15 protein-coding genes and 1 pseudogene are annotated in these 23,454 nt (G+C 72.5%); 4 read left to right on the top strand and 12 right to left on the bottom strand.

Annotation, left to right across the window (positions count from 1 at the left end; genetic code table 11):
• Positions 1 to 93: 93 nt before the first annotated feature.
• From AB0D18_RS23935 to AB0D18_RS23910, 6 genes are all read right to left on the bottom strand, one after another.
• A complete protein-coding gene (locus tag AB0D18_RS23935) occupies positions 94 to 3,003 on the bottom strand; it encodes a condensation domain-containing protein (RefSeq protein WP_362421998.1) in 2,910 nt (969 codons plus the stop codon).
• Positions 2,993 to 5,143 (bottom strand): non-ribosomal peptide synthetase, encoded by a 2,151-nt coding sequence (locus AB0D18_RS23930; RefSeq protein ID WP_362421995.1) that lies wholly within the window; start codon positions 5,141 to 5,143, stop codon positions 2,993 to 2,995. Before AB0D18_RS23930 ends, AB0D18_RS23935 begins: the two co-directional genes overlap by 11 nt.
• 1 nt (position 5,144) lies before the next feature.
• Positions 5,145 to 7,037 (bottom strand): amino acid adenylation domain-containing protein, encoded by a 1,893-nt coding sequence (locus tag AB0D18_RS23925; protein WP_362421992.1) that lies wholly within the window; start codon positions 7,035 to 7,037, stop codon positions 5,145 to 5,147.
• Between the two features lie 29 nt (positions 7,038 to 7,066).
• Entirely contained in the window at positions 7,067 to 10,312 is a 3,246-nt protein-coding gene (locus AB0D18_RS23920) for an amino acid adenylation domain-containing protein (protein WP_362421990.1), read from the bottom strand.
• Positions 10,313 to 10,440: 128 nt separating this feature from the next.
• Complete coding sequence (locus AB0D18_RS23915) at positions 10,441 to 11,736, bottom strand: non-ribosomal peptide synthetase (protein ID WP_362421987.1); 1,296 nt, start codon at positions 11,734 to 11,736, stop codon at positions 10,441 to 10,443.
• Positions 11,737 to 11,799: 63 nt separating this feature from the next.
• Entirely contained in the window at positions 11,800 to 13,125 is a 1,326-nt protein-coding gene (locus AB0D18_RS23910; protein WP_362421984.1) for an MFS transporter, read from the bottom strand.
• Between the two features lie 941 nt (positions 13,126 to 14,066).
• Here AB0D18_RS23910 and AB0D18_RS23905 point away from each other — a divergent pair.
• Complete coding sequence (locus AB0D18_RS23905) at positions 14,067 to 15,038, top strand: SGNH/GDSL hydrolase family protein (RefSeq protein WP_362421981.1); 972 nt, start codon at positions 14,067 to 14,069, stop codon at positions 15,036 to 15,038.
• Between the two features lie 48 nt (positions 15,039 to 15,086).
• On the opposite strand, the gene AB0D18_RS23900 is transcribed toward AB0D18_RS23905, so the two are convergent.
• The gene (locus AB0D18_RS23900) at positions 15,087 to 16,253 is read right to left on the bottom strand and encodes a cytochrome P450 (protein ID WP_362421978.1); all 1,167 of its coding nucleotides are present in this window, start codon (positions 16,251 to 16,253) and stop codon (positions 15,087 to 15,089) included.
• A gap of 80 nt (positions 16,254 to 16,333) precedes the next feature.
• Between AB0D18_RS23900 and AB0D18_RS23895 the strand changes: the two genes are divergently transcribed.
• Complete coding sequence (locus tag AB0D18_RS23895; RefSeq protein ID WP_362421976.1) at positions 16,334 to 16,525, top strand: hypothetical protein; 192 nt, start codon at positions 16,334 to 16,336, stop codon at positions 16,523 to 16,525.
• 89 nt (positions 16,526 to 16,614) lie between these two features.
• Here the strand turns inward: AB0D18_RS23895 and AB0D18_RS23890 are convergent, their stop codons facing one another.
• A complete protein-coding gene (locus AB0D18_RS23890) occupies positions 16,615 to 17,592 on the bottom strand; it encodes a hypothetical protein (RefSeq protein WP_362421973.1) in 978 nt (325 codons plus the stop codon).
• Positions 17,593 to 17,816: 224 nt separating this feature from the next.
• Between AB0D18_RS23890 and AB0D18_RS23885 the strand changes: the two genes are divergently transcribed.
• Positions 17,817 to 18,203, top strand: coding sequence for a hypothetical protein (locus AB0D18_RS23885; RefSeq protein WP_362421970.1), 387 nt, complete (start codon positions 17,817 to 17,819; stop codon positions 18,201 to 18,203).
• 49 nt (positions 18,204 to 18,252) lie between these two features.
• On the opposite strand, the pseudogene AB0D18_RS23880 reads toward AB0D18_RS23885, so the two are convergent.
• Positions 18,253 to 18,760, bottom strand: a pseudogene (locus AB0D18_RS23880) (polyketide cyclase /reductase).
• A gap of 37 nt (positions 18,761 to 18,797) precedes the next feature.
• On the opposite strand from AB0D18_RS23880, the gene AB0D18_RS23875 reads away from it, so the two are divergent.
• Positions 18,798 to 19,487 (top strand): TetR/AcrR family transcriptional regulator, encoded by a 690-nt coding sequence (locus AB0D18_RS23875; protein WP_362422054.1) that lies wholly within the window; start codon positions 18,798 to 18,800, stop codon positions 19,485 to 19,487.
• A gap of 837 nt (positions 19,488 to 20,324) precedes the next feature.
• Here the strand turns inward: AB0D18_RS23875 and AB0D18_RS23870 are convergent.
• From AB0D18_RS23870 to AB0D18_RS23860, 3 genes are read right to left on the bottom strand one after another with little or no spacing between them, the layout of a single operon-like run.
• Positions 20,325 to 21,548 (bottom strand): cytochrome P450, encoded by a 1,224-nt coding sequence (locus AB0D18_RS23870; RefSeq protein WP_362421968.1) that lies wholly within the window; start codon positions 21,546 to 21,548, stop codon positions 20,325 to 20,327.
• Complete coding sequence (locus AB0D18_RS23865) at positions 21,473 to 22,864, bottom strand: cytochrome P450 (RefSeq protein WP_362421965.1); 1,392 nt, start codon at positions 22,862 to 22,864, stop codon at positions 21,473 to 21,475. Before AB0D18_RS23865 ends, AB0D18_RS23870 begins: the two co-directional genes overlap by 76 nt.
• Entirely contained in the window at positions 22,861 to 23,433 is a 573-nt protein-coding gene (locus tag AB0D18_RS23860) for an ATP/GTP-binding protein (protein WP_362421962.1), read from the bottom strand. Before AB0D18_RS23860 ends, AB0D18_RS23865 begins: the two co-directional genes overlap by 4 nt.
• Between the last annotated feature and the right edge of the window lie 21 nt (positions 23,434 to 23,454).

The raw sequence follows: 23,454 nt of genomic DNA, 5'->3' as shown, positions 1-23,454 counted from the left end.
CGAGAAGCAAGAGCCGCACCGTCGACCGGTCCGGCCTTCCACCGGATGATTGATCAGCATGTCGGATTCTGTCAACAAAGGTCAGGACAGGGGTCAGAGTGTGACCGGAGCGACCATTTCCGTCAGCACCGTACGGAGGTCTTCGCCGGCCATCGGACGCAGCGCGGAAGCCAGCCGCTCCGCCCGGTAGTGCCAGTGGTGGTCGAGGTCCGGGTGCACCTGGGTGTCCGACCGTACGGTGCTGTCGCTGCCCAGCAGGGTGCGCAGCTCCTCCGTGAGCTCCGGCCAGCCGACGTGACCGCTCACGGCGTTGGCCACACCGTGCACCGGGGTGTCGAGGCACGCGGTCACCGCGCGGGCCAGTGCTGCCGCGTGCACCCACGGAGCGCCGTACCACTCGTGGCCGCCCGTGCCGGGCGACGGCAGGGTGATCGGGGCGTTGTTGCGGGCGGCCTGGTAGAGCAGCCCGGTGGCCCCCCAGCGCAGCTGGTCGCGCAGCCGGTCGTGCGGGCCCCAGACGAGGGGGGAGCGGACGGAGCTCGCGCCGCCGCGCCCGCCGGTGCCCGCGGCCCGCAGCAGGAGGGACTCGCAGTCGACCTTGGCCTGGCCGTACGGGCTCAACGGCTGCCGGGACGGGGCCTCCTCCGCCACCAGGGCGTCCGCCGGGTGACCGTACGCGTCGACGCTGCTGACGAAGACGAAGGGGCCGCTGTTCCACGCCTCGGCCATCGCCCGCATCGCGGCCACGTCGACCTCGGGCCGGGTGAAGGTGCAGGCCGCGTGGATCACCGCGTCCGCACCGGCGACCGCAGCGCGCAGACCGTCGAGGTCGCTCAGGTCGCCCTCCACCACCTCGACGCCGTCCCCGGCCACCAGGTGCGCCGACTCGGGGCGGGCGAGTGCGAGAACCGGCCTGCCGAGGGCGGCCAGTTCGCGCAGGACGAAGGCGCCGACACCACCCGTTCCGCCGGTCACCAGGACCGTTCCGGGCTTGGTGGTGCGCCGCTTCCCAGGCCGCAGGGCCGGTGCTGCCGTCACTGCGGCCTGCCGTGCGGCGGCACGGGTGTCGAGGAGCGCAGCCAGAGCACGCGGGGTGCGCGACTCCATGATGTCCAGCCCGGTCAGCGGCAGTTCGAGCCCGGTACGCAACTTCTCGGCGAGCTGTACGGCGGCCAGTGAGTGCCCGCCCAGCGCGAAGAAGTCGTCGTCGGGCGCCGGGCGGCGCCCCTGCAGCACCTGCGCGAAGGCCGCCGTCACGGCCTCGGCGCGCGGCCCGTGCAGTGCGCCGGGCACCGGCGCGCCGGGCAGCCGGCCGGCGTCCGGCGCACCGTTCGCGGTACGCGGCAACGCGTCGAGCAGCATGACCGTGGCCGGCACCAGGTCCCGGTCCAGTACGTCCCGTATCGCGGCGCGCAACAGGGCGGGCGAGGGCCCGCTCCACTCCCGCAGCACGGCGTACGCGAGGAGCGGTCCGCCGGGCAGGTCGAGAACTGCGGCGTCGGCGACCCGGGGGTGGGCGCGAAGTGCGGTCTCGGCCGGGTGCGGCGCGGATGTGGGGACCGCGCCGGCCGGTCCTTGCGCCGATGGTCCCGGCAACTCGGAGATACGGCAGGAGGGGTCGGCGGCGACCGCGGTCAGCAGTGCCGCGAAGGAGCGGCCCAGCGCCGCCCCCGTCCCGTCGTCGAGCGCGGCCCGCCCGTACTGCACCAGGCTCGCCGGGCCTTCCGTGTGCACCAGCCCGAAGGTGAGGTCGAACTTGGCCTCCGCGACGGTGACTTCGACCGCTTCGGCCCGCAGTCCCGGCAGCCGCAGCGCCGTCGGCTCGCCCAGCACGTCGGACGTCACCCGGACCAGCGCTGTGCCGTCGCCGCCGCGCGCCGCCGCGCCGAGCCGCTCCATGATGAGGTCGTACGGTACCTGCCGGTGCTCCTGCGCCTCCAGCAGCGCGTCGCGCACCCGCTCCACCAGCACCCCGAACTCGGGGTCGTCGGCCAGGTCCACCCGTACCGGCAGGGTGTTGACGCACAGCCCCACCAGACCGTCCATGTCCCGGCCCTCGCGGTGACCTGCCGCGCAGCCGATCACGAGGTCGCTCTCGCCGGTCAGGCGGTGCAGCGCGGCGAAGGCGGCGGCGAGCTGCACGGTGTACAGCGTGGCCCGGCGCCGGCGGCCCAGCTCGCGCAGGGCGTCCGGCACCTTGGCGCCCAGGGGTTCGAGACGTACGGCCGCGGGCCGGTCCGCCAGGTCGGCGGGTGGCGTCGCGGGACGGGGCAGTGCGGGCGGCACGGCTCCGGCCAGTTCTCGCGCCCAGTGGTCGAGGCCGTGACCGAGCCGGTCGGCCGCCGTCTGCTCGCGCCGGGCGAAGTCCGCGTACTGCGGCGGCGACACGGGCAGCGGCGGTGTGTCGGTGCCCGTACCGGCGCCGGCGGCGCGCGCGTACAGGCGGCCGAGCTCGTCGGCGACGGTCTCCAACGAGTGTCCGTCCACCGCGATGTGATGGAACGTCAGAAGCACGGTGTGGTCCTCGGGCCCGTGCCGCAGCACCAGGGCGCGTGGCAGCGTGCCCGCCGCGAGGTCGAACGGGAGGCCGGCCTCGGCGGTCAGCAGAGGGGCCCAGTCCTCGTCGTCGGAGCTGCCGGCGGTGTCGACCACGCGCACCGGGACGGCGGCAGGGGCGGGCAGCGTTTCCTGGTACGGCACGTCGTCGCGCTGTCCGTACCGGGTGCGCAGGATCGTATGGCGCTCGACCAGCGCGGTGAGTGCTTCGCCGAGCGCGTCCAGGTCCAGGGGACCGGTCAACCGCGTCGCGAAGGGCACGCTGTAGACGCCGACGCGGTGACCGAGCCGGTCCATCAGCCACATGCGGCGCTGGGCGTGCGAGAGCGGCGCGGGGCCGGACTCGGATCCGGTGACGGGGGTCGGTGCGGAGGGCCGGGACGTGGTACGGGAGCGGGCCCGGCGCAGCAGCTCCTGCTGGAGGGAGGCGGGGGTGTCAAGGGACATCGGGGTGCTCCGGCGCGTCGGGGTGCGGAAGGGAAGGGGACTGGGGGAGGGAAGGGGACTGGGGGTGGGAAGAGGGCTGGAGGAGGGACGAGGGCTGCGGCAGGGGGTGCAGATCGGTGTGGGCCGCCAGCAGCGCCCGTTCGACGAGGGCGGCGTGCCCGGCCACGGTGGGCGAGGCGAAGAAGTCGGCGAGGGAGAGTTCCACGCCGAGGTCCTCGCGGAGGTCGTCGGTGACGACGAGGGCGAGCAGCGAGTGACCGCCGAGAGCGAGGAAGTCGTCGTCGGGGGAGGCCACTTCACATCCGAGCGAACGCGCCCACACTTCGGCGACGGCCTCCTGGAGCGGGGTCAGCGGCGGCACCGACTGCCCGGCCCCGGCATGCTGGGGCGCGGTCTCCTCGGCTCCCGTCTGCGGGACTGTGTCGTGCTCGGCTCCGGTCCGCGGGACTGTGGTGTGCTCGGCTCCGGTCTGCGGGAGCGGGGTTTCGTCGGCTCCGGTCTGCTGGAGTGGGGCCACCGGCCGCGCGGTCCATGCGTCCCCGGTCCGCTGGAGCGGGATCTTCGGCACCGCGTTCGCCCCCGCCGCGGCCGGATCGCGCTCCGCGAGCGCCCGCCGGTCCACCTTTCCCGACGTGGTGAGCGGCAGCCGCTCGACCACGGTCAGCTCGTCCGGGACCAGATGGCCGGGCAGCAGCTCCGCGAGGCGGGACCGCAGCTTCTTCAGGTCGGGCGTGGTGCCCGCGACCGGCACCACGAAGGCGGCGAGCCGTGCGTCGTCCGGGGCCGGGCGGCGTACCGTCACCGCCGCGTCGTCCACCTCGGGCTGCTTCCTCAGTACGTGCTCGATCTCGCCCGGTTCGATCCGGTGGCCGCGCACCTTCACCTGGTCGTCGGTGCGGCCGTGGTAGTCGAGGACCCCGTCGGGGCGGGCCGACGCGAGGTCGCCCGTGCGGTAGAGGAGGCCGTGCGAGGGGTGGGTGACGAACCGTTCGGCGGTCAGCTCGGGCTGTCCCACGTACCCCCGGGCCAGCCGGGCGCCGCCGATCCACAGCTCGCCCCGCTCGCCGGGTGCGACCGTACGGCCGTCCTCGCCGAGCACGTGTGCGGTGGCCCCGGCGATCGGGCGGCCGATGGGCATCGGGCCCGCGCCGTCCGCGCCGGTGACCCGGTGAGCGGTCGCGAAGGTCGTCGTCTCGGTCGGCCCGTACCCGTTGACCAGTTCCAGCCAGGGGAACTCCCGCAGCACCGACCGGGCGTGCAGGGCGGAGAGTGCCTCGCCGCCCACCACCACGGAGCGCAGCAGGGCGAAGACCCGGGAGCGGCGGGCGGCGAGCTGGTGGAAGAGCGCCGTGGTGAAGAAGGCGACGGTGGCCCCGTGCCGCTCCACCTCCTGGACCAGGTTCTCGAAGGAGGGCCGGTCGGCGGGGCAGACCACGACGGCCGCGCCGTTCGCCAGGGCGACCCACACCTCGAACGTCGAGGCGTCGAACGTCGCGGGGGAGTGCAGCAGCACCCGGTCGCGCGGGGTCACCGTGACGTACGCGGGATCCGTGACCAGCGCCGCGACGGCAGCATGCCGGACGGCGACGCCCTTGGGCCGGCCGGTGGACCCCGAGGTGAACATGATGAACGCAGTGGCGTCCGGACCCGGCCCCACGAGCGCCGTAGAACCGTCGGCAGGGAGCGCGTCGGCAGGCACCGCGTCGGCAGCCATGGCATCGGCAGTGATGGCATCGGCGCTCAGCGCCAGGCGGGGGCCGCTCACCTCGGCGGACTTCAGCAGCTCGCCGTCACCGACCGTCAGCACGGCCCCGGAATCGGCGATCATCGCCTCGGTACGTGCCCGTGGGTGCGCCGGATCGAGCGGTACGCACACCGCGCCCGCCCACCACAGGGCGAGCTGGGCGACGACGGTGCGCACCGAGCGCCGCGTCAGCAGGGCCACGGAGTCACCGGGACGCACGCCCTGCTCCTGGAGGTGCACGGCCAGACCACGGGCGGCGGAGACGAGCTGCTGGTACGTCAGCGTCGTCCCGCCGTCGATCAGGGCCAGCGCGTCGGGGTTGAGTTCGGCGCGGTGGGCGAGGAGAGAGGGCAGGTCGAGGTGTGTCTCGGAGCGCGTATCAAAGATCTCGGACATCTCAGACCCCCGCCTTCTGTGCCGCGGCGGCACACCGCTTGTCGAGCACGGCGACGACTGCCCGCAGGTCGCTCTGGCGCAGCAGCTCCGGCGCGCGCAGCCGCACCCCGGTCTCCTGCTCGACGGCGGCAAGCAGCCTCGCCGCGGCCAGGGAAGTGCCCCCGATGTCGGTGAAGTTGTCCTCCAGCACGGTGCCGGGGCGGCCGAGGAGTTCTCGTACGGTTCCCAGCACGAGCCGCTCGTTCGCGGTCGCGCCCTGCGGGAACGAGGCAGTGCTCGCAGTCCCGGCACTCTCCGTCTGCTCCGCGGGCGGAAGCAGCTCCTGCTTCAGCAGCGCGGCCCTGTCGACCTTCCCGTTGGCGTCCAGCGCGAAGGCGTCCACCAGCCGCACCGCCGAGGGCACCGCCTGCTCGGGCAGCCAGGCGCGCACCGAGGCGAGCAGGGCGTCCGGGTCCGGCGGGGCGAGCAGGGAACCGGCGACGGGCAGTACGTACGCCACGAGACGGGCACGGCCGTCGCTGTCACGGGGTGCGACGACCACCGCGCTGTGGACCGCCGGGTCCTGTTCCAGCGCGGACTCGACCTCGGCCGGCTCGATGCGCACGCCGCTGATCTTCACCTGGTCGTCGAGACGGCCGAGGAACTCCAGGACCCCGTCGGCGCGCATCCGCACCCGGTCGCCGGTGCGGTAGACCCGGTCCACCTCCGGCGGTACGCCCTCGGAGGGCGGGGCGGTGAAACGGTTCGCCGTCAGCTCGGGATCGAGGTAGCCGAGCGCCAACTGGGCGCCTCCGATGAGCAGTTCACCGTCCTCGCCGCGCGGAACGACCCGGCCGTCCTGGCCGGCCACCAGAACGCACACCCCGGGCAGGGGCACGCCGATCGGCGGCGCCGCATCGTCGTGCACATCGCCATCGGTGGCCCGCATGGCGTGCGTGGTGGTGGCGACGGTGGCCTCGGCGGGCCCGTACGCGTTGTGCACCACGGCGGTCACGTCGGCGCCCGGCCTGCGGCGCATCCGGTCGCCGCCGACGACGAGGTGCCGCAGCACCAGGTCCTGCGGCCAGGGGCGGTCCAGGAGCGGTTCGGTCATCGGGGTGGCCGTGACGGCGACCGTCACGGCGGCTTCGCGCCACCAGTCGGTGAGCGCGCTCGGGTCCCAGCGGACCGCGTCCGGCGCGGGTATCAGGGCCGCGCCCGAGGTCAGACCGCCCCACAGCTCCATGACGTGCGGGTCGAAGGCGACGCCGATGAGGAGGGACTGCCGGTCGCCGGGGCCGAGCCCGGTCTCCTCCCGGTACCAGGCGAGGAGCGAGGTGAGGGCGGGCCCGGCCACGGCGACCGCCTTGGGGCGGCCGGTGGAGCCCGAGGTCAGTACGGAGTACAGCGCGCCCGCGGGCGCCGGACGGGATCCGGGTGCGGGCGGGAGGAAGGCGGCGACCGCCCCTGCCACCGCGTTGGCCCCCTCACCGGGCAGCGGCAGCACGAGGTGCTCGGCCTCCCGGTGGCGCTGCGGCAGCACCTCGGGGGCGCCGATCAGACAGGTGACGCCGACGTCCTCGCCGACCGCGGCGATACGGCGCTCGCCGGGGCGCGGCCCCAGCGGCAGGTAGACCGCGCCGACCCGGGCCAGCGCTACCGCGGTCACCACCAGCGCGGCGGAACGGTCCAGGCAGACCCCGACCAGGTCGCCGGGGCACACCCGCCCGTTCCAGGCCCGTACGACGGCGTCGGCCGCCTCGTCGATCTGCCGGTACGTCCAGGAGTGCGCCCCGTCGACCACCGCGGGAGCCTCGGGCGTACGGCGCACCCACTCCTCGTACTGGGCGAGAACCCCCGGGATGCCCGAAGTCTCCGCATCAACGGCTTTGCCGGACAGTACACTTGGAGCCATTTCCTGACTCTCCCTCAACTTGTCGGTCATCAGGACTCCTTCGATGCGGTCGTGGCGGCCAGCGCGCGGGCCTGGTCGGCGAAGACCGGGTTGCGGAACAGCACACGCAGCGGCGGCCGGTCGCCGAGACGCGGCTCCAGCCAGGCCGCGAGCTGTGCGGCGAGCAGCGAGTGCCCGCCGATCTGGAAGAAGTGCGAACCCTCCCCGAAGCGCCCGTGTCCGAGCACCTCCCGCCACCCCTCCGCGAGCAGCGCCAGCGCGGGGTCGTCGGAACGGGACAGGTCGGGCAGCGCGTCCTGCTCCCCGGCCTGCTCCCCGGCCGGCTCCCTGCCCTGCTCCCCGGCCGGCTCCCTGCCCTGCTCCCCGGCCGGCTCCGCGGCGGTCGCCGCCGGCTCCAGCTCGGCGGCCAGCTTCGCCAGCACCGTCCGGTTCGGCTTGCCGCCCGGCAGCGTCGGCATGGTGTCGAGCCGCACCCAGCTGCCCGGCACCAGCGCCCCGGGCAGCTTGCCGCTCAGCGCACTGTGCAACTCCTGCTCGTCCCACGCCTCTTCGGCAGCGGAGTGCTTCAGGAAGCCGATGAGACGCGGGCCCCCGGCGGACTCCCGGTCGAGCACGACGGCACAGGACCGGCCGCCGAGCACCGCGGAGGCCGCGGCCTCCACCTCCTCCAGCTCGATCCGGTAGCCGCGCAGTTTGACCTGGTTGTCGCGCCGTCCCAGGAAGCGCAGCAGCCCGTCGGGGCCACGGAAACCGAGGTCGCCGGTGAGGTAGACCCGCTCGCCGCCGAGCGCGGGCAGGTGCACGAAACGGGCGGCGGTGGTCTCCGGGTTGCCGACGTACCCCTCGGCCAACCCGGCTCCCGCCACGGCCAGTTCACCGACCGCGCCGTCCGGCAGCGGGCGCAGACCCGCGTCCAGTACGTGGATCCGCTCGCCGGGCAGCTCGGTGCCGAGCGGAATCTCGGCCCCGTCGTGCAGGGCGTCCGGGTCGATCTCGTACACGGTGGAACTGATCGACGCCTCCGTCACGCCGTACGCGTTCAGCACCCGCACATCGGTGCCGCTGCCGGAGCCGGTGTCCCGCAGGAAGGTCCGCAGGACGTCCGCCGGGATGCGCTCGCCGCCGAGGACGAGCAGCCTCGGCGCCCAGCGGCCCTCCCGCAGCGCGGGCTGGAGCTCGTCGCGGGTGGCGAGGAAGTAGCTGGTGGGCAGGTTGGCCACGGACACCCGCGCGCCGACCAGGAGTTCGGTCAGCTCGGCGCCGGTGAGCACCTCGTACTCGGGCGCCACCAGACAGGCACCCGCGTACAGCGAAGGCAGCACCTCTTCGAGCGCCACGTCGAAGGACGGCTGCGCGAACAGCAGCACCCGGTCCCCGGCGGCCAGCGAGAACCGGTCGGCGACGCCGGTCAGATGGTTGCGCAGCGCGGCCCGCCCGACCGCGACCGGCTTGGGGATCCCGGTCGAGCCCGACGTGTGGATGACGTACGCGGCACCGGGCACGGCCTGGGCCGGTGCGGCGGGCGGCAGCACGGCGTCCTCGACCCCGGCGGCAGGCAGCCCCGCCGGCACGCTCACGCCGCTCCCGGCGGAAGTGAGGACCATGGCCGGGCCCAGCCGGTTGAGCAGCAGTTCCAGGCGGGCGGCCGGGTCGGACGGCGACAGCGGACAGTACACGGCGCCGCTGCGCAGACAGGCGAGCAGCGTCACCACCGAGTCCACACCGCGCGGCAGCACCGCGGCGACCGGCTGACCTGCCGTGACACCGGCTTCGCGCAGCCGCCGTACGAGGGATTCGACCCGCTCGTTCAGCTCGCCGTACGTGAGCCGCCTGGCGCCGACCAGCACGGCGGGCAGCGAAGGGTCGTGGGCGGCGAGGGGGTCGAGCGGATCGAGGTCCGCCGCCACCGGCAGCTCCGGTTCGGCGGCGGGCGCCGCGGCCGGGGGAGCGAGTGCGGCCAGCGTCGTCCCCGGCGCGTCCAGATAGGCCCGCAGCAGGTCGAGGAAGCGCCCGGCGATCAGCCGCGCCACGTCCTCGCCGAACAGGTCGGCGTCGTAGTCCCACACCATCGTCATGCCCGCCACACCGTGCCGGGGGCCGACCCCGCGCCGGTCGTCCGGCAGCAGCACCACGTCGAGGTCGAAGCGGGTGGTGCCGGTGTTGAACCCCTCGAACAGGGAGATGTCGAGACCAGGCACCTCCAGGTCGGGCAGCACCGCGTCGTGCGCGCTGAACATCACGGAGAACAGCGGGTTGTCCGCACCCGACGTGTGCAGACCGAGCGCCCGCGTCAGCTCCTGGACCGGCACCTCCTGGTACGGCAGTGCCCGTACGAGGGTGTCCGTCACCTCGTCCATGGTGTCCTCGGCGGGGGCGTCCGGGTCGAGGCGCAGCCGCAGCGGGATGGTGTTGACGAACATCCCCACGGCGTCCTCGAAGCCGAGCGGACGGTTGCCGACGGCGGTGCCGACCACCATCTCGGAGCGCCCGCTGTGCCGCCGCAGCAGCTCGGCGAAGAGGCCGAGGAGCGTGGCGAACGGAGTCAGCCCGCGCTCCTTGGCGTGCGCCCGCAGCCGCTCGGCCAGGTCCGCGCCGATCGACTGGCGCAACTGCCCGCCGTGGTGGCGACGTTGGGCGCCCGGCCGGGTCAGCCCCGGCAGCGGCATGTCGTACGAAGCGCCCTCCAGCTCGCGGGTCCAGTATGCGAGACCGGTGCGCACCTCATCGGCCCGCGCGGGGCCCGCCTGGGCGAGGACGTGGTCGGCGTAGGACGAGGGGGCCGGCAGGGAGACGCTCTCGCCGAGCACCTCCGCGCGGTAGACGCCGAAGACGTCGGCGAGCAGGATCGCGAACGAGTGCCCGTCGTGGATCAGATGGTGCTCGACGTGGATCAGCCGGTGCCGGTCCTCGCCCATCCTGACCAGCGTCCAGCGCAGCAGCGGAGCCTCGAAGGTGTCGAGCGGGCTCTCGGCCTCGGACCGCAGCAGCGCCTGGAACGCGCCCTCGGGATCGGCCTCCTGGCTCAGGTCCACGGAGTGCAGCCGCAGCGGGCACACGTCGGCGACCCGCTGTCCTGGCATCGCGCCGGGCACCGGCACGAGCTCCAGGCGCAGGCCCGGGTGGCGTTCCAGGGCGGCGGTCAGCCCGCGCCGCAGGGCGTCGCGGTCGAGGGTGCCCCACAGATCGAGCGAGGCGGTGAAGTTGTAGGCGCGGCTGCCCGGCTGCACTTCTTCGTGCAGCCAGACGATCTCCTGCGAGGAGGAGAGGGGGAGCATGGCGATCCCTTGGGTTGTCGGGTCGGAGGTCGAGAAGGGGCGGGGACGCGGTCGCGGCCGCCGCCGGAGGGTCTGCCGGCCGGTCCGCGGATCGCGCGGGCCGCACCGGAGGTGGTACGCAACGGGACTCAGCCGACGGGCAGGCCGGTCCGCAGTTCCCCGCACAGCGCGGCGAAGGCGTCCTGTGCGGTGTCGTCGTCGAGGACGGTGCGGTCCCACACCATCCGCAGGCTGAGCTCGGGGCCCTGGACGACCGAGACGGCGAAGGGGGCCCGGATCTGACGGCCGTCCACGTGCACCTCCCGGCCGGTGGTCCCGCCGAGCCGCAGCGCCGGACGGCGCCGGGCGTCGTCCACGGTCAGCAGGCCGTCCAGCGCGCCCGACCACCGCGACCCCGCGGCCCTGGCGGCGTGCACGACCTCGTCGAAGGGGGTGTCGGCCCGGTCCAGGTCGTCCCACCACTGGGTCGCGGTCAGGTCTGGCGCGGGGCGCACCGGGTCGGTGGCGGCGGGGAAGACCACCGTGTTGAGGAAGCAGCCGAGCACCGGCGCGGCCCCGGCGGGACGCCCGCCCCACGGGTAGCCGATCGGCGGCACCTGCCCGGTCCCGTACAGCACCTCGGCGGCGGCCCGGCAGGCGGCGAGCAGCGAGGCGAACGGCACCCCCGACCGGTCGGCGGGTATGCGGAGTTCGGCCGCGCCGGTGGGTGTACGGCCGGAGTTGTCGGGCTTGGGGGCGCGTTCCTGCACCGTACGCAGCCGGTCGCCCCAGTACGCGAGCGCGTCGGGGGAGCCGGCCCGGCGCTCGGCCTCCAGCTGGAGCAGGACCGCCTCCCGGTAGTCGGCGAGCCCCGTGGCGACGTCGGCGGTGGACACGTCGGCGGGCCCGAGCCGGTCCCGGTAGGCGTCGCCCAGTTCCTCGACGATGCGGGCGAGCGACTGCCCGTCGCAGGCGGCGTGGTCCAGTACGACCGCGAGCACTTCCTCGGCAGCGCCGGCCGCGTCCTGGTCCCCCTGTGCCAGGAACAGGCGCAGCGGCGGCCCGTCGTGCGACCAGGCACCCACGGCGCGGCGCAGCGCGTCGTGCGCGTTCTCGCCGGGGGCACGACTCACCTGCTCCACCGGCACGTGGGGCTCCGCCGGGCGGAGTACCGGGGTGCCCCTGTACACGAAGGTCCGGGAGCGCAGCGCGGGATGGCGGGCGGCGAGAGACTGTGCGGCGGCGCGCAGCCGCGCGGTGTCCACGGTGCCGCGCGGGAATGCGAAGAACATCGGGACGGTGTCCGGGCGGCCGGACGGGTCCATGGCGCGTACCAGGACGAAGCGGCGCTGGGCGCCGGTGACGGGCAGCAGGCCCGCCCCCTCGTCGCTCAAGGCGAGACGCTGGTAGCGGTTCAGGTACTGGCCGGTGATGCTGGGGTGCACGTGATCCTCTCTCGTAATGGGGGTGACGTGAGTGATGCGAGTGACATGAATGACGGGGTGCTGTCAGTCCGTGGCGGCCTTCGCCGCGTCCTGGGGCACCGTGACCTTGGGCTCAGATTCCTCGGGCTCCGTGTCCTGGGGCTCCGGGTCAGGCAGGTCGCGCATCGTGCGCAGCGGTGAGAGCAGCAGGGGCAGCGGTACGACGAGGAAGCCCACCGCGCACACCCACAGGGCGGCGCGTGCGCCGAAGCCGTCCGCGATCGCTCCGCCGACGAGGGCGCCCAGCGGCAGGGTGCCCCACATCATGAACCGCAGGGTGGCGTTCATCCGGCCCAACAGCCTGGGCGGGCACAGCATTTGACGGAAGCTCACCTGGGCGACGTTGTAGACGACCGCGCCGAAGAAGACCACGCCGGAGGCGACCGCGAACAGTGCCGCCGCCGCACCCTTGCCCGACAGCGGCCACAGCAGGGCGAACAGCCCGGTGGTGAGCGGGGCCAGCCAGATGACCCGCGCCTGGCCGAACCTGCGGGCGATCGGCCCCGCGCAGAGTGCGCCGGCCAGCCCGCCCACGGCCGACGCCGACAGCATCAGCCCCAGGACCCCGGGCTGCAGGCCGAGCACCCGCACCAGGTACACCGTCTGCGTGGCCATCAGTACGGCGGCGAAGAAGTTCGCCAGGCCGGTCGCGGCGGCGATGACCCGCAGCAGCGGATGGCCGAGCACGAAGCGCAGCCCCTCGCCGACGTCCTTGCGCAGCGAAGCGCCGGGCACCGGTTCGGGTTTGCTCTCCGGCTGCCGTATCGCCATCAGGAACAGTGCCGATACGGCGTACCCGATCGCGTCGGCCACGATCGCGAGATGGGCCCCGACGAGCTGCACCAGCCCGCCGCCGAGTCCGGGTCCCGCCACCTGGGCGGACGACCGTACCGTTTCCAGGGCGCCGTTGCCCGCCACCAGCTGCTCCCTGGGGAGCAGTTGCGGCAGATAGCTCTGGTGCGCCACGTCGAAGAAGACCGTGGCCACGCCGGTGACCAGGGCCACCAGATAGAGCTGGCCCATCGTCAGCACGCCGGCGACCGCAGCCAGCGGCACGCTCGCCATGGCGGCGGCGCGCACCAGGTCGGCCCGGATCATCAGCGAGCGCTTGCGCATCCGGTCCACCCACGCCCCGGCGGGCAGCCCGATGAGCAGGAACGCAGCGGTCTCGGCCGCGGTGAGCAGCCCCACCTGGAAGGCGGGGGCGCGGAGTTCGAGTACGGCCACCAGCGGCAGTGCGACCAGAGTGACTTGGGCGCCTACCTGACTGGCCGCCGCTCCCGCGAGCAGCAGGCGAAAGTCGCGCAGACGAAGGAGGCCGCCGGGAGCGGCTTGTGACGAGGTGGGCATGCACAAGACCTTCACCACGGGAAGATCTGGAGTCAAAACAAACAGGAGACTTCCGGTCGTTTTTCCTGCCGTTAGGCCCAACTCACGCAAATATTTTGGCAGATGTGGGCAACTTACAGATGAACTACGCGTATGAACGGCTATGTGTGACCACGGTGCGGGGCGCTGTCTGCCGGAGTGTCGGGGCTGTGACGAGCGTTTCCTGGCCTCGCTGCGTACGTATGTCCGAAACTAGTCACTCGGTGACGAGTGCGGACGTTCCGAGCAACCCCAACGGGACGAACCACGTCGGGAGTTGAGCGGCCTGCCAGGTTCCACTTGCCCCCTGCCTGCGGGAAGGCCCCCGGTGTACCTGGCCCCACACCATGTCCGGGTGTTCACCGCATGGTTGTCCGCCGGCCGCCCCACCAGGGTGGAAGCCATGAGACGACACAGTGCGCGGTCACCGGTGCCCGACCTGGACAGGGGCGCGCTGCCGCTGCACACCACCGACCCCCGGGGCGGCCTCGACGACCTGCGCCCCACGACCGCACTCGCGGCACACATGAGCCAGTACGTGAAACGCCCGCTCGCCGAACGCCGGGAGACCGCCCACCGCACGGGCCGGGCGCTCGCCCTGCTCCAGGCCCACAAGCCCGCCCCGGACGCGAGCCGGCCGGAGTCCCTGGCGTACACCTGGGCGCTCCAGCACACCACCACGCTGGGGCCGGCGAGGCGCGGAACCAACGAACGAGGCCGCACGCCTGCTGGGCACCGCACGGGTCGGCGCAAAGTAGTCGCCCGCTGCTCTTTGTCACTCACGTATCTGTTCCTCGGCGCCCCGCTGGTCCACGGTGGTCACTCCTGTCCGTGCGGAGAGGAACTCTGTGGGAAAGGGGACACCGGTGGGGCGAAGAACGTCTCGTGGTACGAAGCGGCTCCGGTACGGTGCCGCGCCCGTCGTGCTCGTGCTGCTGTGGATCACGGGCTGCGCTCAGGCCCCGGACCTGAGGGACCAGCCCGTGGCGGTGCCGCAGGGCCCGGCGGCAGCGGCTGCCGCGAGGCCGGGCGGACCACCGGAGGCGTCGGAGTCCGCCCTGCCGATGGACGCACCCCGGCAGCCCCGGGATTCGCCACCACCCACACAGCCCCCACCACCCACACAGCCCCCACCGCCACCGCCGTCGCGCGAGAAGGCCGCGGTGCTCTACCTCGGGGACTCGCTCGCCATGGAGAGCCAGGTGGTGCTCGGTGACCGCATCGAGTCGGGCGGCCGGGCGACCGTACACAGCGCCCCCTACTCGGGCACGACGCTCTGCGACTACCTGACCGGCCGCGCCGCGGGGTCCCTCGTGCCGCCGCAGGACAAGGCGGCGGCCCTGGTCGCCGCGCACCGGCCGCGTGCCGTCGTCCTCCAATTCTGGGGAAACTCATGGGGGTTCACGCCCTGCATGGACAACATCCCCCAGGGGAGCGAGCAGTACTACACGAGGTACGCCAAGGACGCCGAGGCGCTCACGGAGCAAATCGCCCTGGCCGCACGGACCGCAGGAATTCCCCGGCCGCGGATCGTCTGGGTGCTGCAGGGTCCCGACGCCTTCTCGACGGACAGGACCCGCCGGGTCAACGACCTCTACCGTGCACGGGCATCGGCCTCTGGCGACACGGTCGCCGACGCGGGGAACGAGGTGAGCGCGCCCGGCGAACGGTACGTCTGGCGGCAGCGGGTCCCCTGCAACGACGAGGAACGCGCCCACCCGGGACAGTGCGACAACGGCCTGACCACCCTGCACAGGGACGACGACCCCCTGCACTTCTGCCTGGCCCCGACCACCACCAAACCGCGTCCGTGCCCGGCGGTTTCCCCGGGAATCGTGCGCTACAGCAAGGCCATCGCCGCAGTGGTCGACCGGCAGGTGCGCCGAGCCGGGTGAGCCGACGACTGCGGGTGATCCCACCGTGCGTACGGGGAGGACCTTCGGTCAGCCGTGCAGTGTGACGGGGAGGGCGGTCAGCCGGCTTCCCTGCAGGCCGCCGATGCTCGCCTGCCGGAGCTCGGTGAGCGGGAGGATCAGGCGGGCGTCGGGAAAGTCGGTTCGCAGCACCGTGGCCACCGCCCGCAGTTCGAGCTGGGCGAGCCGGGCGCCGATGCAGTAGTGCGGACCGGCGCCGAAGGCGAGGTCGGGACCGGGGGAGCGCGCCGGGTCGGTGTTGATTCCCCGGATGTCGACGAGCACCGGCGCCCGCGCGGGAAGCCGGGTCCCCGCGAGTTCGATCTCTGTGGTGGTGAACCGCCAGAGGCTGAACGGGGCGGGTGGATGCCGCCTGAGCGTCTCGCGGACCAGTTCGTCGACGCTCGCCCCGCCCACCGGGTCCGGGTGCGGCCCGTCCGCGAGTGCGTACGCGATCAGGGTGCCGAGGGCGGCGTCGGTGGTGAGCTGTCCCGCGAAGATCAGCGCGAACAGGTGGTACTGCAACTGCTCCTGGGTGGTGTGTGCGGGGACACGGTCGCGCAGCTCGGCGGCGAGCCCCCGGCAGTCCTCGCCGAGCCCGGCGGCGGCGAGTCGGGAGAGTGCCGAGATCGCGCTGCCCTGTGCGTCGGGCCGGCCGCTGAGCATCAGCCTGCAGGCGTCGGCGGCCTCATCGAGGTGATCGAGGGGGATGCCGAGCAGGTCGAGCAGGACGGTGAGCGGAAAGCGGGTGGTGAAGCCGGCCATCAAGTCGACCTCGGTGCGGTCGGCCGCGAGCTCGGTGAGCAGCTTCCTGGCGATCGCGTGGATCCGGTCGGACTGCTCCCCGATCCGCCGGGCACTGAGGAGCGGAGCGTGGGCGTGCCGCAGATCGGCGTGCTCGGATCCTTCGAGAGTGGTGAGGGACGGCTGCTCGGCAGCGGTCTGTTCGAGCCCGGCGGTACGGGGGTCCCAGCAGAGCGGTGCGAACGCGGGGTCCTTGGAGATCAGGGGATCGGCGAACACCTCGCGCGCCAGGTCGTTGTCGGTCACGATCCAGGCCGGCCCGCCGGCCGGGGCGTCGACCTGGACGAGGGGCCCGGCGGCGCGCAGAGCGGCGTGGACGGGATCGGGTTCGGTGATGCTGCGGACGGTTGCGGCGAAGGGGTCTGTGCCGTCGAGGCGGGGAGCGTTCAACATCCGGACTCCGGTCTGAAGTAGCTTTATGGTGAAGTAACTTCACCAGGAAGTTATTCTTCTCGGTGGCAGGTTGTCAACGCATGCCGACGACGGAACAGCTCATGGGCTACGGCGCGAGCCTCACAGAGCTGGGCCGGCGCTTCGCCGCCCCACTGGACGTGCACCTCACCGATGCGTTCGCCCTGCTGGAGATCGCCTCGGCCGAAGCCGGGGGCGTCCCGCTGTCCCCGGCCCGGCTCAGGAGCCGCATCTCACTGACCTCGGGGCCATGACCGTACTGCTCGCGCGTTCTTCGGCCCGGTCAACGCCCGCCAGGACGCCGTCCTCTCCCCGTACCCGCCCGAACTGCTCCAGCAGCCTCTCAGGCGGTGCAGTGCTTCTGTGAGTCCAGTCGCACCTTGCGGCCGGTGAACTGCTCCAGGACGGCGATGTTCTCCGGGGCGTAGTTCGCCGCGGTGATCCTGTCGGCGTCCTTGCTGCCCAGCTTGCCGGTGTAGGGCGCGGACTTCTCCAGCCAGTAGGCCGTCCGCAGGAACTGCGTCAGGACCAGGTCGCGCAGCTTGGGCTCGGCCTTGATCCTGGCCCAGTAGTCGGGGTGCTTGTCCTTGGCGACGCGCAGATAGAGCAGCAGGTACCGCAGGTTGGTGGCGGCGATGTCCCGGGAGTTACTGGCACCGACCCCCTTGATGTACTCCTGGAGCACCGTGACCGCCGGCAGTCCGGTCAGCCCGGCGTTCTGCTCGGCCAGCACCCCCTGGAGGCGGTACGACCCCTGCGTCCTGTCCCGCAGATAGATGTCGTCCATGGAGGAGCTGAGACTGTCCTTGATCAGCGGCAGGATCTCCTTGCGCGGGAAGCCGCCGTGCACGGGCACCGACAGCGCCTGCTGACCGCCGTTGATCCACGCCGCGGTACGGACGTCCCACTCGGTGCGGGACGGGTCGAGGTCCCACATGTGGGTCTCCTCGTGGATCGCCACCATCATCGACTCGGCGAACCCGTCGAAGCTCTGCTTGTCCACGAACTGGTCCCAGTACTGGTCGTTGGCCTGGGCGATCGCCAGCGCCTGCCCGCTGGGCCAGCGCCGCTTGTACATGGCCTGGAGGGTCCGCATCCAGTTCGAGGAGTTGAAGGCGGCCTTGAGGTCGCTCAGGTCGGCGTTCGGCTGCGACGGTTCGTCGTAGCAGTAGGGCTCAGGGACACGGACCTGCCTGGTGTCCGCGGAAGGGCCGGCCGACGTGGGGCCGGCCGACGTGGGACCGGACGCGACCGCGGTGCCCGATCCCAGGGACAGGACAAGACAGGCGGTCAGCAGGCGGAGGGAGACTCTACGGTTCACGAGGACCTCATCTCGAAGCGATCGTGTGGAGGCACGGCTGGGTGGGGGCGCCGCGCCGCCCGTCGCTGACCGAGCAAACTATTGCGCTGCCCGCCCCGTGCCTACTGTCATTCACCTCATAACATCCCGGCATGGGCCCCGACTTCGCCCTGCGCGACCGACCCCCGTTGCCGCGAGGAAGCGGATCCGCGTAACTCATGATCTTGTCCGGCGTTGGTCCTCGCATGCACATCATCAGCAAGAAGATCGCCGCAGGAGTCGGAACAGCCGCCACCGCACTCGGCTGCGTCCTCGCCGCCGGACCGCCGGCCGCCGCCGAGGGCAAGTGGTGCAACAACTCCGTCTGCATCCAGACCTACGACCACGGCACCTACCTGGGCAGGGTGGAGGTGTCGGTCATCAACACCAACCAGCCGAACCGCATCAGCGCCCGCGTGTGGACCACCAACGGCTGGAGCGCCCATACCAAGGTCGAGGACGTCGCGAAGTTCAGGACCTACCGCGACCAGGCCTACCCCCAACGGCACTTCCCCGCAGGCACCCGGCTCTGCGCGGAAGGCTTCCGGGGCGGGGACAGCGTGGGCCTGGCCTGCGTCACGATCACTGAATGACCTGACGCTTCCCAGCACTGACCCACGGGACCGGGCCCGGTCCCGTGGGTCAGCGCGGCCGGTGGTGGACGCGGGCCTCGGCGGCGGACTTCAGGTCGCGGAGCCATGCTTCGAGGCCCTCGGCCGGTCCAGCGGATGCACGAGCCGTGCTCGATCTGCCGGACGGTCGAGGTGATGTCCAGGCCAGTTGCGGGAGTTGAGAGGTTGGGGGGTATCGGGGCCGACCACCGGAATGCCGAACCCTTGTGGAAGGGGCCGTGGTCGAGGCGTTCCACGGTCTCGGCGGGGGCCTGCCAGGACGGCCGGCGCTCCACGTCCGTCTGCAGCTTCCAGACGGTGCGCAGCGGGGCGTTGATCACGATCGCGGACCGGTGGCGGACGAGGGTATCGGGATCGACGCCCTTCCCGCGGCAGGTGAGGGCCTTCCCGTGGTGGGGGCTGGAGGCGTACGAACCGTTGGCGCCCGCGGGTGCGGCGGCAGCGGTGCCTACGAGGCCGCGGACGAGCAGGACGGTGAAGAGGGCGGCGCGGATGGCGGTGCTGCGGATGCCGGACACGGGGTTCTCGCGCGGGGTGCTCGCGTCCGTCGTCGCCATGGTCTGCGACCCATCTCCGTTCCGCGCGGAGATCACTGAACGCGCCTGGGGGCAGATCGCGACGGCGGGGGCCTCGGCGCTCTCCCTCAACGCGATCGCCAAGCAGCTGGGCATGAGCGGACCGGCGCTCTACCGCTACTTCGCCAGTCGTGACGAACTGATCACCGAACTCGTCCGGGAGGCCTACCGGAGCCTCGCCGATACCCTCCGTACGGCCGCCGCCGACGGCGGCGACCTGGCCGGGCTCGCGTACGCCCTGCCCGGGTGGGCCCAGGCGGACCCCCAGCGGTACTTCCTCGTCTACGGCACCCCCGTCCCCGGCTACCGGGCACCCGAGGACACCACTGCCCTCTCCGACGAGATCAAGACGACCCTGCTCGACGCGTGCGCGGCGCTCGCACCGGACGGCGTCGTGACGCTCTTCGGCAGCCATCTGGAGGACCACCGGGACTGGGCCGCCGGCCACAGCGCCCCGCCCGGGGCCCTCCACCGGTTCCTGACCTGCTGGCCCCCGGTCCTGAGGCCGGGGACTCCGCAGGTCCGCGCTACCTTCCCCAGAGCACGAGGGCCGTGGAGAGGACGACGGCCCCGGCGGCGAGGGCCACTGTGGCGCTCCACAGCACCGTGGCACGCGGGGCGTTCGGCTCGGACGGGCGCGGGGTGCGGCGCCCGCAGGCGCACGTGCTGAGCGGGTCCGGCAGCGCGTGTTCGAGCCAGTAGGCGCCGAGCAGATCGTGCGGATCGCGAAGATCGAGGGACGGACGGGAGTGGGGCGCCGGCTCAACTGTGGGCTCCATGAAGGGGCAACGCGGGACGTGGGTGCCGGGAAACCGGTGCGGGCCGGGTGCCACCCCATCGCACTCTTCGCCCGATGGACGTATCAACGACCCGGCAGCCCTGAAGAAACGTTTCTTCAGGGTCGAGGCGTCGCCTGCGATGCCTTCTTCCGGGAAGGCGCCCGGTTTCCCAAACGTCCTTGGCAGGCCTCAGTCCGGAGTGGTGGTGTCTGCCCGCCAGTTCGAAGTACGGACGTAGGTGCTCGTCCGCGGGCGGAGGGGTTCCGGGAGCCCAGCCCCGGGCCGGAACTCCCGCGGTCTGGGCCGGGGCAGCTGGCGTCCCTGCTCCTGCCAGGCACGGGCCAGGGCGTCATAGATCGGGGTGCCGGCGTCCGGGGCGGGGTTCGGTGCCGAGACGTGGGTCCAGACGGGGGCCGGAGGGGGCAGAAACGTTGTTTCCTGTTGCATGACAGGTCCAACGACGCTGCCGGGCATCGCGTGTCGGGCTGAGGCCGTTTCGTCACCTGAAGCCAGAAGATGGCGTGATTTCACCCCATGTCCGTGCCGGCGGCCTCGAAGTGTGTGCCGACGGCCTCGAACACGGAGGCCCGCGCCTCCGCCTCAAAGGCCCGCGCCCCCGCCTCAAAGGCCCGCGCCCCGCCTCGAAGACACGCTCACCCGCCTCAAAGACACGCTCCCGCCCGAAAGTCCGGGCGGGAGCGCGAAGGTGCGAAAGGCCTGCCGGGGTGTCAGTCCTTGGTGAGCCGCACCGGGAGGGCGCGAAGGCCGCCGACGATGAAGCCGCCCGCCGGTTCCAGGGCCTCCTCGGGGACCGCAAGCCGCAGGTCGGGGAAGCGGGCGAAGAGGGCCGGGAGGGCGATCATGGCCTCCATGCGGGCCAGCGGGGAGCCGATGCAGCGGTGGATGCCGTGGCCGAAGGTGAGGTGCTCCGGGCTGGGGCGCCGTACGTCGAAGAGGGCCGCCGTGTCACCGTGCTGCTGCGGGTCGCGGCCGGCGGCCGCGAAGGACGCCAGGATCGCCTCGCCCTTGCGGATGGTGGGCCCGTCCGGGATCTCGATGTCCTCGACGGCGTACCGCAACGGCAGGTTGGCCACGCTGGGTGCCCAGCGCAGGGTCTCCTCGACGACGTCGCTCCAGGCCACCTCGCCCGCGAGCACCAGGGCCAGTTGCTCGGGGTGGGTGAGCAGGGCGTGCACCGCGTTGCCTATGAGGTTGACGGTGGTCTCGTGCCCGGCGACGAGGACCAGCAGGAGCGTGTCGATCAGCTCCTGTTCGGTCATCGTCTGCCCGTCCTCGTCCCGCGCGCTGACCAGGACACTGGTCAGGTCCTCCGCGGGCTCCTGGCGCTTGAGCGCGGCCAGGCCCTGCAGCAGCTCCTGGATGGCCACGTACGTGGCACCGGCCTCCTCCGGGTCGACGGAGGTCATGATGATCTCCGACATCCGGGCCAGCTCGCTGCGGGTGCCGCCCTCGGGGATGCCGAACAGTTCGCAGATGACCTGCATCGGCAGCGGGTGGGAGAAGGACTCGCGCAGGTCGACCACGGCATCGGCCGGGGCCTCGGCCATCCGGTCCAGGAGGTCGGCGGTGATGCGCTCGACGGAGGGCAGCATCGCGTCGGTGCGGCGGGCCGTGAAGGCCGGTGCGATCAGCTTGCGCAGCCGCCGGTGGTCGCTCCCGTACGCCGTGAACATGTTGTTCACGCCGACCCAGGTCGCCAGCCAGGAGTCCTGGTACTCGCCCCGCTGCCAGGCGGGCCAGTGCTGCCGGGCGTCCTTGGAGACCCTGGGGTCGGTCAGCAGTTCCTTGAGGAGGGAGTGCCGGGTGATGGCCCAGGCCTCGGGGCCGTCCGGGAGCCGGACGAGCGTGGCGGCGCCTAGCTCGCGGAGGCGGGCTGCTTCTGCGTGGACGTCGGTTCCGGCCGGGTCGATGGCGACGGGCTGCTGTCCCATGGGGTGGCTCCTGCCTGGTGGGGGGTGATGGGAGTGAAACGGGCCGGCAGGGCTGCGAGAGCCCGCTGGAAACCTCCGGGCCGCCATTGCAACTGCTGCTCGGGAACGGCGAGTTCGATGTCGGAGAGCCAGGCGGTGAGCCGCTCGATCGCGGTGGTGGCGATCACCAGCGCGTGCCGCTGCACGGGGCATGCGTGGGGCCCTGACGACCAGGAGAGATGGGCGCCGCTGCCCGAGCGGTGCTCCTCGTGGGAGACCGTCCCGGACTGCGTGTTGGCCGCCGCGTAGGACACCAGGACGAGCTGTCCCGCCCTGACCCAGGTGCCGTGGAAGAACACGTCGCGGCGCGGGTAGTGCGCGGAGTAGTTGGCCATCGGCGGGTCGTTCCACAGCACTTCCTCGATGGCGTCCCGCGCGGTGAGCGCGCCGCCGGAGAGGGTGCTGTAGTAACGGTCGTCGGAGAGCATCCGCGACAGCGCGTTGCCGATGAGGTTGCCGAGGGGCTCGTTGCCCGCCGCCATCGTCAGCACGATCTGCTGGATGACCTCCTCGTCGGACAGCCCGTTGGGGTGGTCCAGGAACCACGACGTCACGTCGGGGCCGCGCTGCGCCTTCTTGGTGGCGACCATTTCCATGATGTACGCCTGGAACGCGGCGTTCGCGTTGTTGGCCTCCTCCGGCGAGGCCCCGTCCATCAACCCGCCGACGGCGGCGATCAGTTGATGGCCGTACGAGTCGGGCATGCCGAAGAGGTTGTTGAACATCAGCATCGGCAGCAGTTGCGCGTACTGCGAGACGAGGTCGACCTGTCCCGTCGCGCCGAAGCCCTGGATGAGGGTGTCCGCCGCGTGGCGCACCCGGGCGCGCAGTTCGTGCGGTTCGACGAGCCGGAAGCTGTCGGTGATCACCTGGCGGTAACGGCGGTGCACGTCACCGTCGTTGAAGAGGGCGTTGGCGCGCCACCCCAGCATCGGGATGACCGCCGAGTCGGGCGGCACCGTCTCCATCCAGGCGCGCGAGTCCTTGGACCAGGTGGTGTCGTCGTTCAGCAGCTCCAGCGCGGCCCGGTAGTCGGTGACCAGCATGGCCGTCACGTCGGGCGCGATCTCCACCGGAGCGAGGGCCCCGTACCGGCGCAGATGTGCGTAGTAGCGGTGCGGGTCCGCGGCGAACTCCGGGTCGTAGAGCCGGACGAGCGTGTCGCGGTCGCCGTTGTCGAGGGGATGGCTGCCGGTCCGGGAGGAGACGGGGTCGCCGTGCGCGTGCGCGGGGCAGCCCGGCGGCGGTGCGGCACCTGGTGGGTGCGGGGAGGTCAAGGATTCTCCTGGGGCGTGTGGGCCAGTACGTGACCGACGAGGGCGATGAGCGCGTCGACGGACTGGTTCTGGTCGCGGGCGTCGCACATGACGAGCGGTGTCTCGGGGTGCAGATCGAGGGCTTCGCGGAGCTTCTCGGCGTCGTAGTGCGGGGCGTCGGGGAAGGTGTTGACGGCGACGGCGTAGCGCAGCCCGGCCTCCTCGATGATGTCCATCACCTCGAAGGAGTCCGCGAGGCGGCGGGTGTCGGCGAGGACCAGGGCGCCGAGGGCGCCGCGTGCGATGTCCTGCCACAGCGGCCGGAACCGCTTCTGGCCGGGCGTACCGAACAGGTAGAGCACCAGGTCGCCGGGGAGCGTGAGCCGGCCGAAGTCGATGGCGACGGTGGTGGTGGTCTTGTTCCGGACGCCGGCGAGGTCGTCGACGATCGCGCCGGACTGCGTCATGACCTCTTCGGTGTGCAGCGGCGGCGTCTCGGAGAGCGTCCGGATGAGCGTGGTCTTGCCGACTCCGAACGGGCCCGCGACGAGGAGCTTGACCAGGGTCTGGTCGGCATTCGACAGGTACATGTGGTCGGTGTCGGGACGTGC

Origin of the sequence: Streptomyces sp. NPDC048442 (genome assembly GCF_040651475.1) — a bacterium.
GTDB lineage: Bacteria > Actinomycetota > Actinomycetes > Streptomycetales > Streptomycetaceae > Streptomyces.
Note: the sequence above shows the minus strand (reverse complement) of the source record. Positions and strands in the feature narration are given on the sequence as shown.

Coding starts and splice junctions, on each gene's coding strand:
- AB0D18_RS23935 (WP_362421998.1), bottom strand. CDS start 3,003: ATGTCCCTTGACACCCCCGCCTCCCTCCAGCAGGAGCTGCTGCGCCGG.
- AB0D18_RS23930 (WP_362421995.1), bottom strand. CDS start 5,143: ATGTCCGAGATCTTTGATACGCGCTCCGAGACACACCTCGACCTGCCC.
- AB0D18_RS23925 (WP_362421992.1), bottom strand. CDS start 7,037: ATGGCTCCAAGTGTACTGTCCGGCAAAGCCGTTGATGCGGAGACTTCG.
- AB0D18_RS23920 (WP_362421990.1), bottom strand. CDS start 10,312: ATGCTCCCCCTCTCCTCCTCGCAGGAGATCGTCTGGCTGCACGAAGAA.
- AB0D18_RS23910 (WP_362421984.1), bottom strand. CDS start 13,125: ATGCCCACCTCGTCACAAGCCGCTCCCGGCGGCCTCCTTCGTCTGCGC.
- AB0D18_RS23900 (WP_362421978.1), bottom strand. CDS start 16,253: ATGTTGAACGCTCCCCGCCTCGACGGCACAGACCCCTTCGCCGCAACC.
- AB0D18_RS23895 (WP_362421976.1), top strand. CDS start 16,334: ATGCCGACGACGGAACAGCTCATGGGCTACGGCGCGAGCCTCACAGAG.
- AB0D18_RS23885 (WP_362421970.1), top strand. CDS start 17,817: ATGCACATCATCAGCAAGAAGATCGCCGCAGGAGTCGGAACAGCCGCC.
- AB0D18_RS23875 (WP_362422054.1), top strand. CDS start 18,798: ATGGTCTGCGACCCATCTCCGTTCCGCGCGGAGATCACTGAACGCGCC.
- AB0D18_RS23870 (WP_362421968.1), bottom strand. CDS start 21,548: ATGGGACAGCAGCCCGTCGCCATCGACCCGGCCGGAACCGACGTCCAC.
- AB0D18_RS23860 (WP_362421962.1), bottom strand. CDS start 23,433: ATGTACCTGTCGAATGCCGACCAGACCCTGGTCAAGCTCCTCGTCGCG.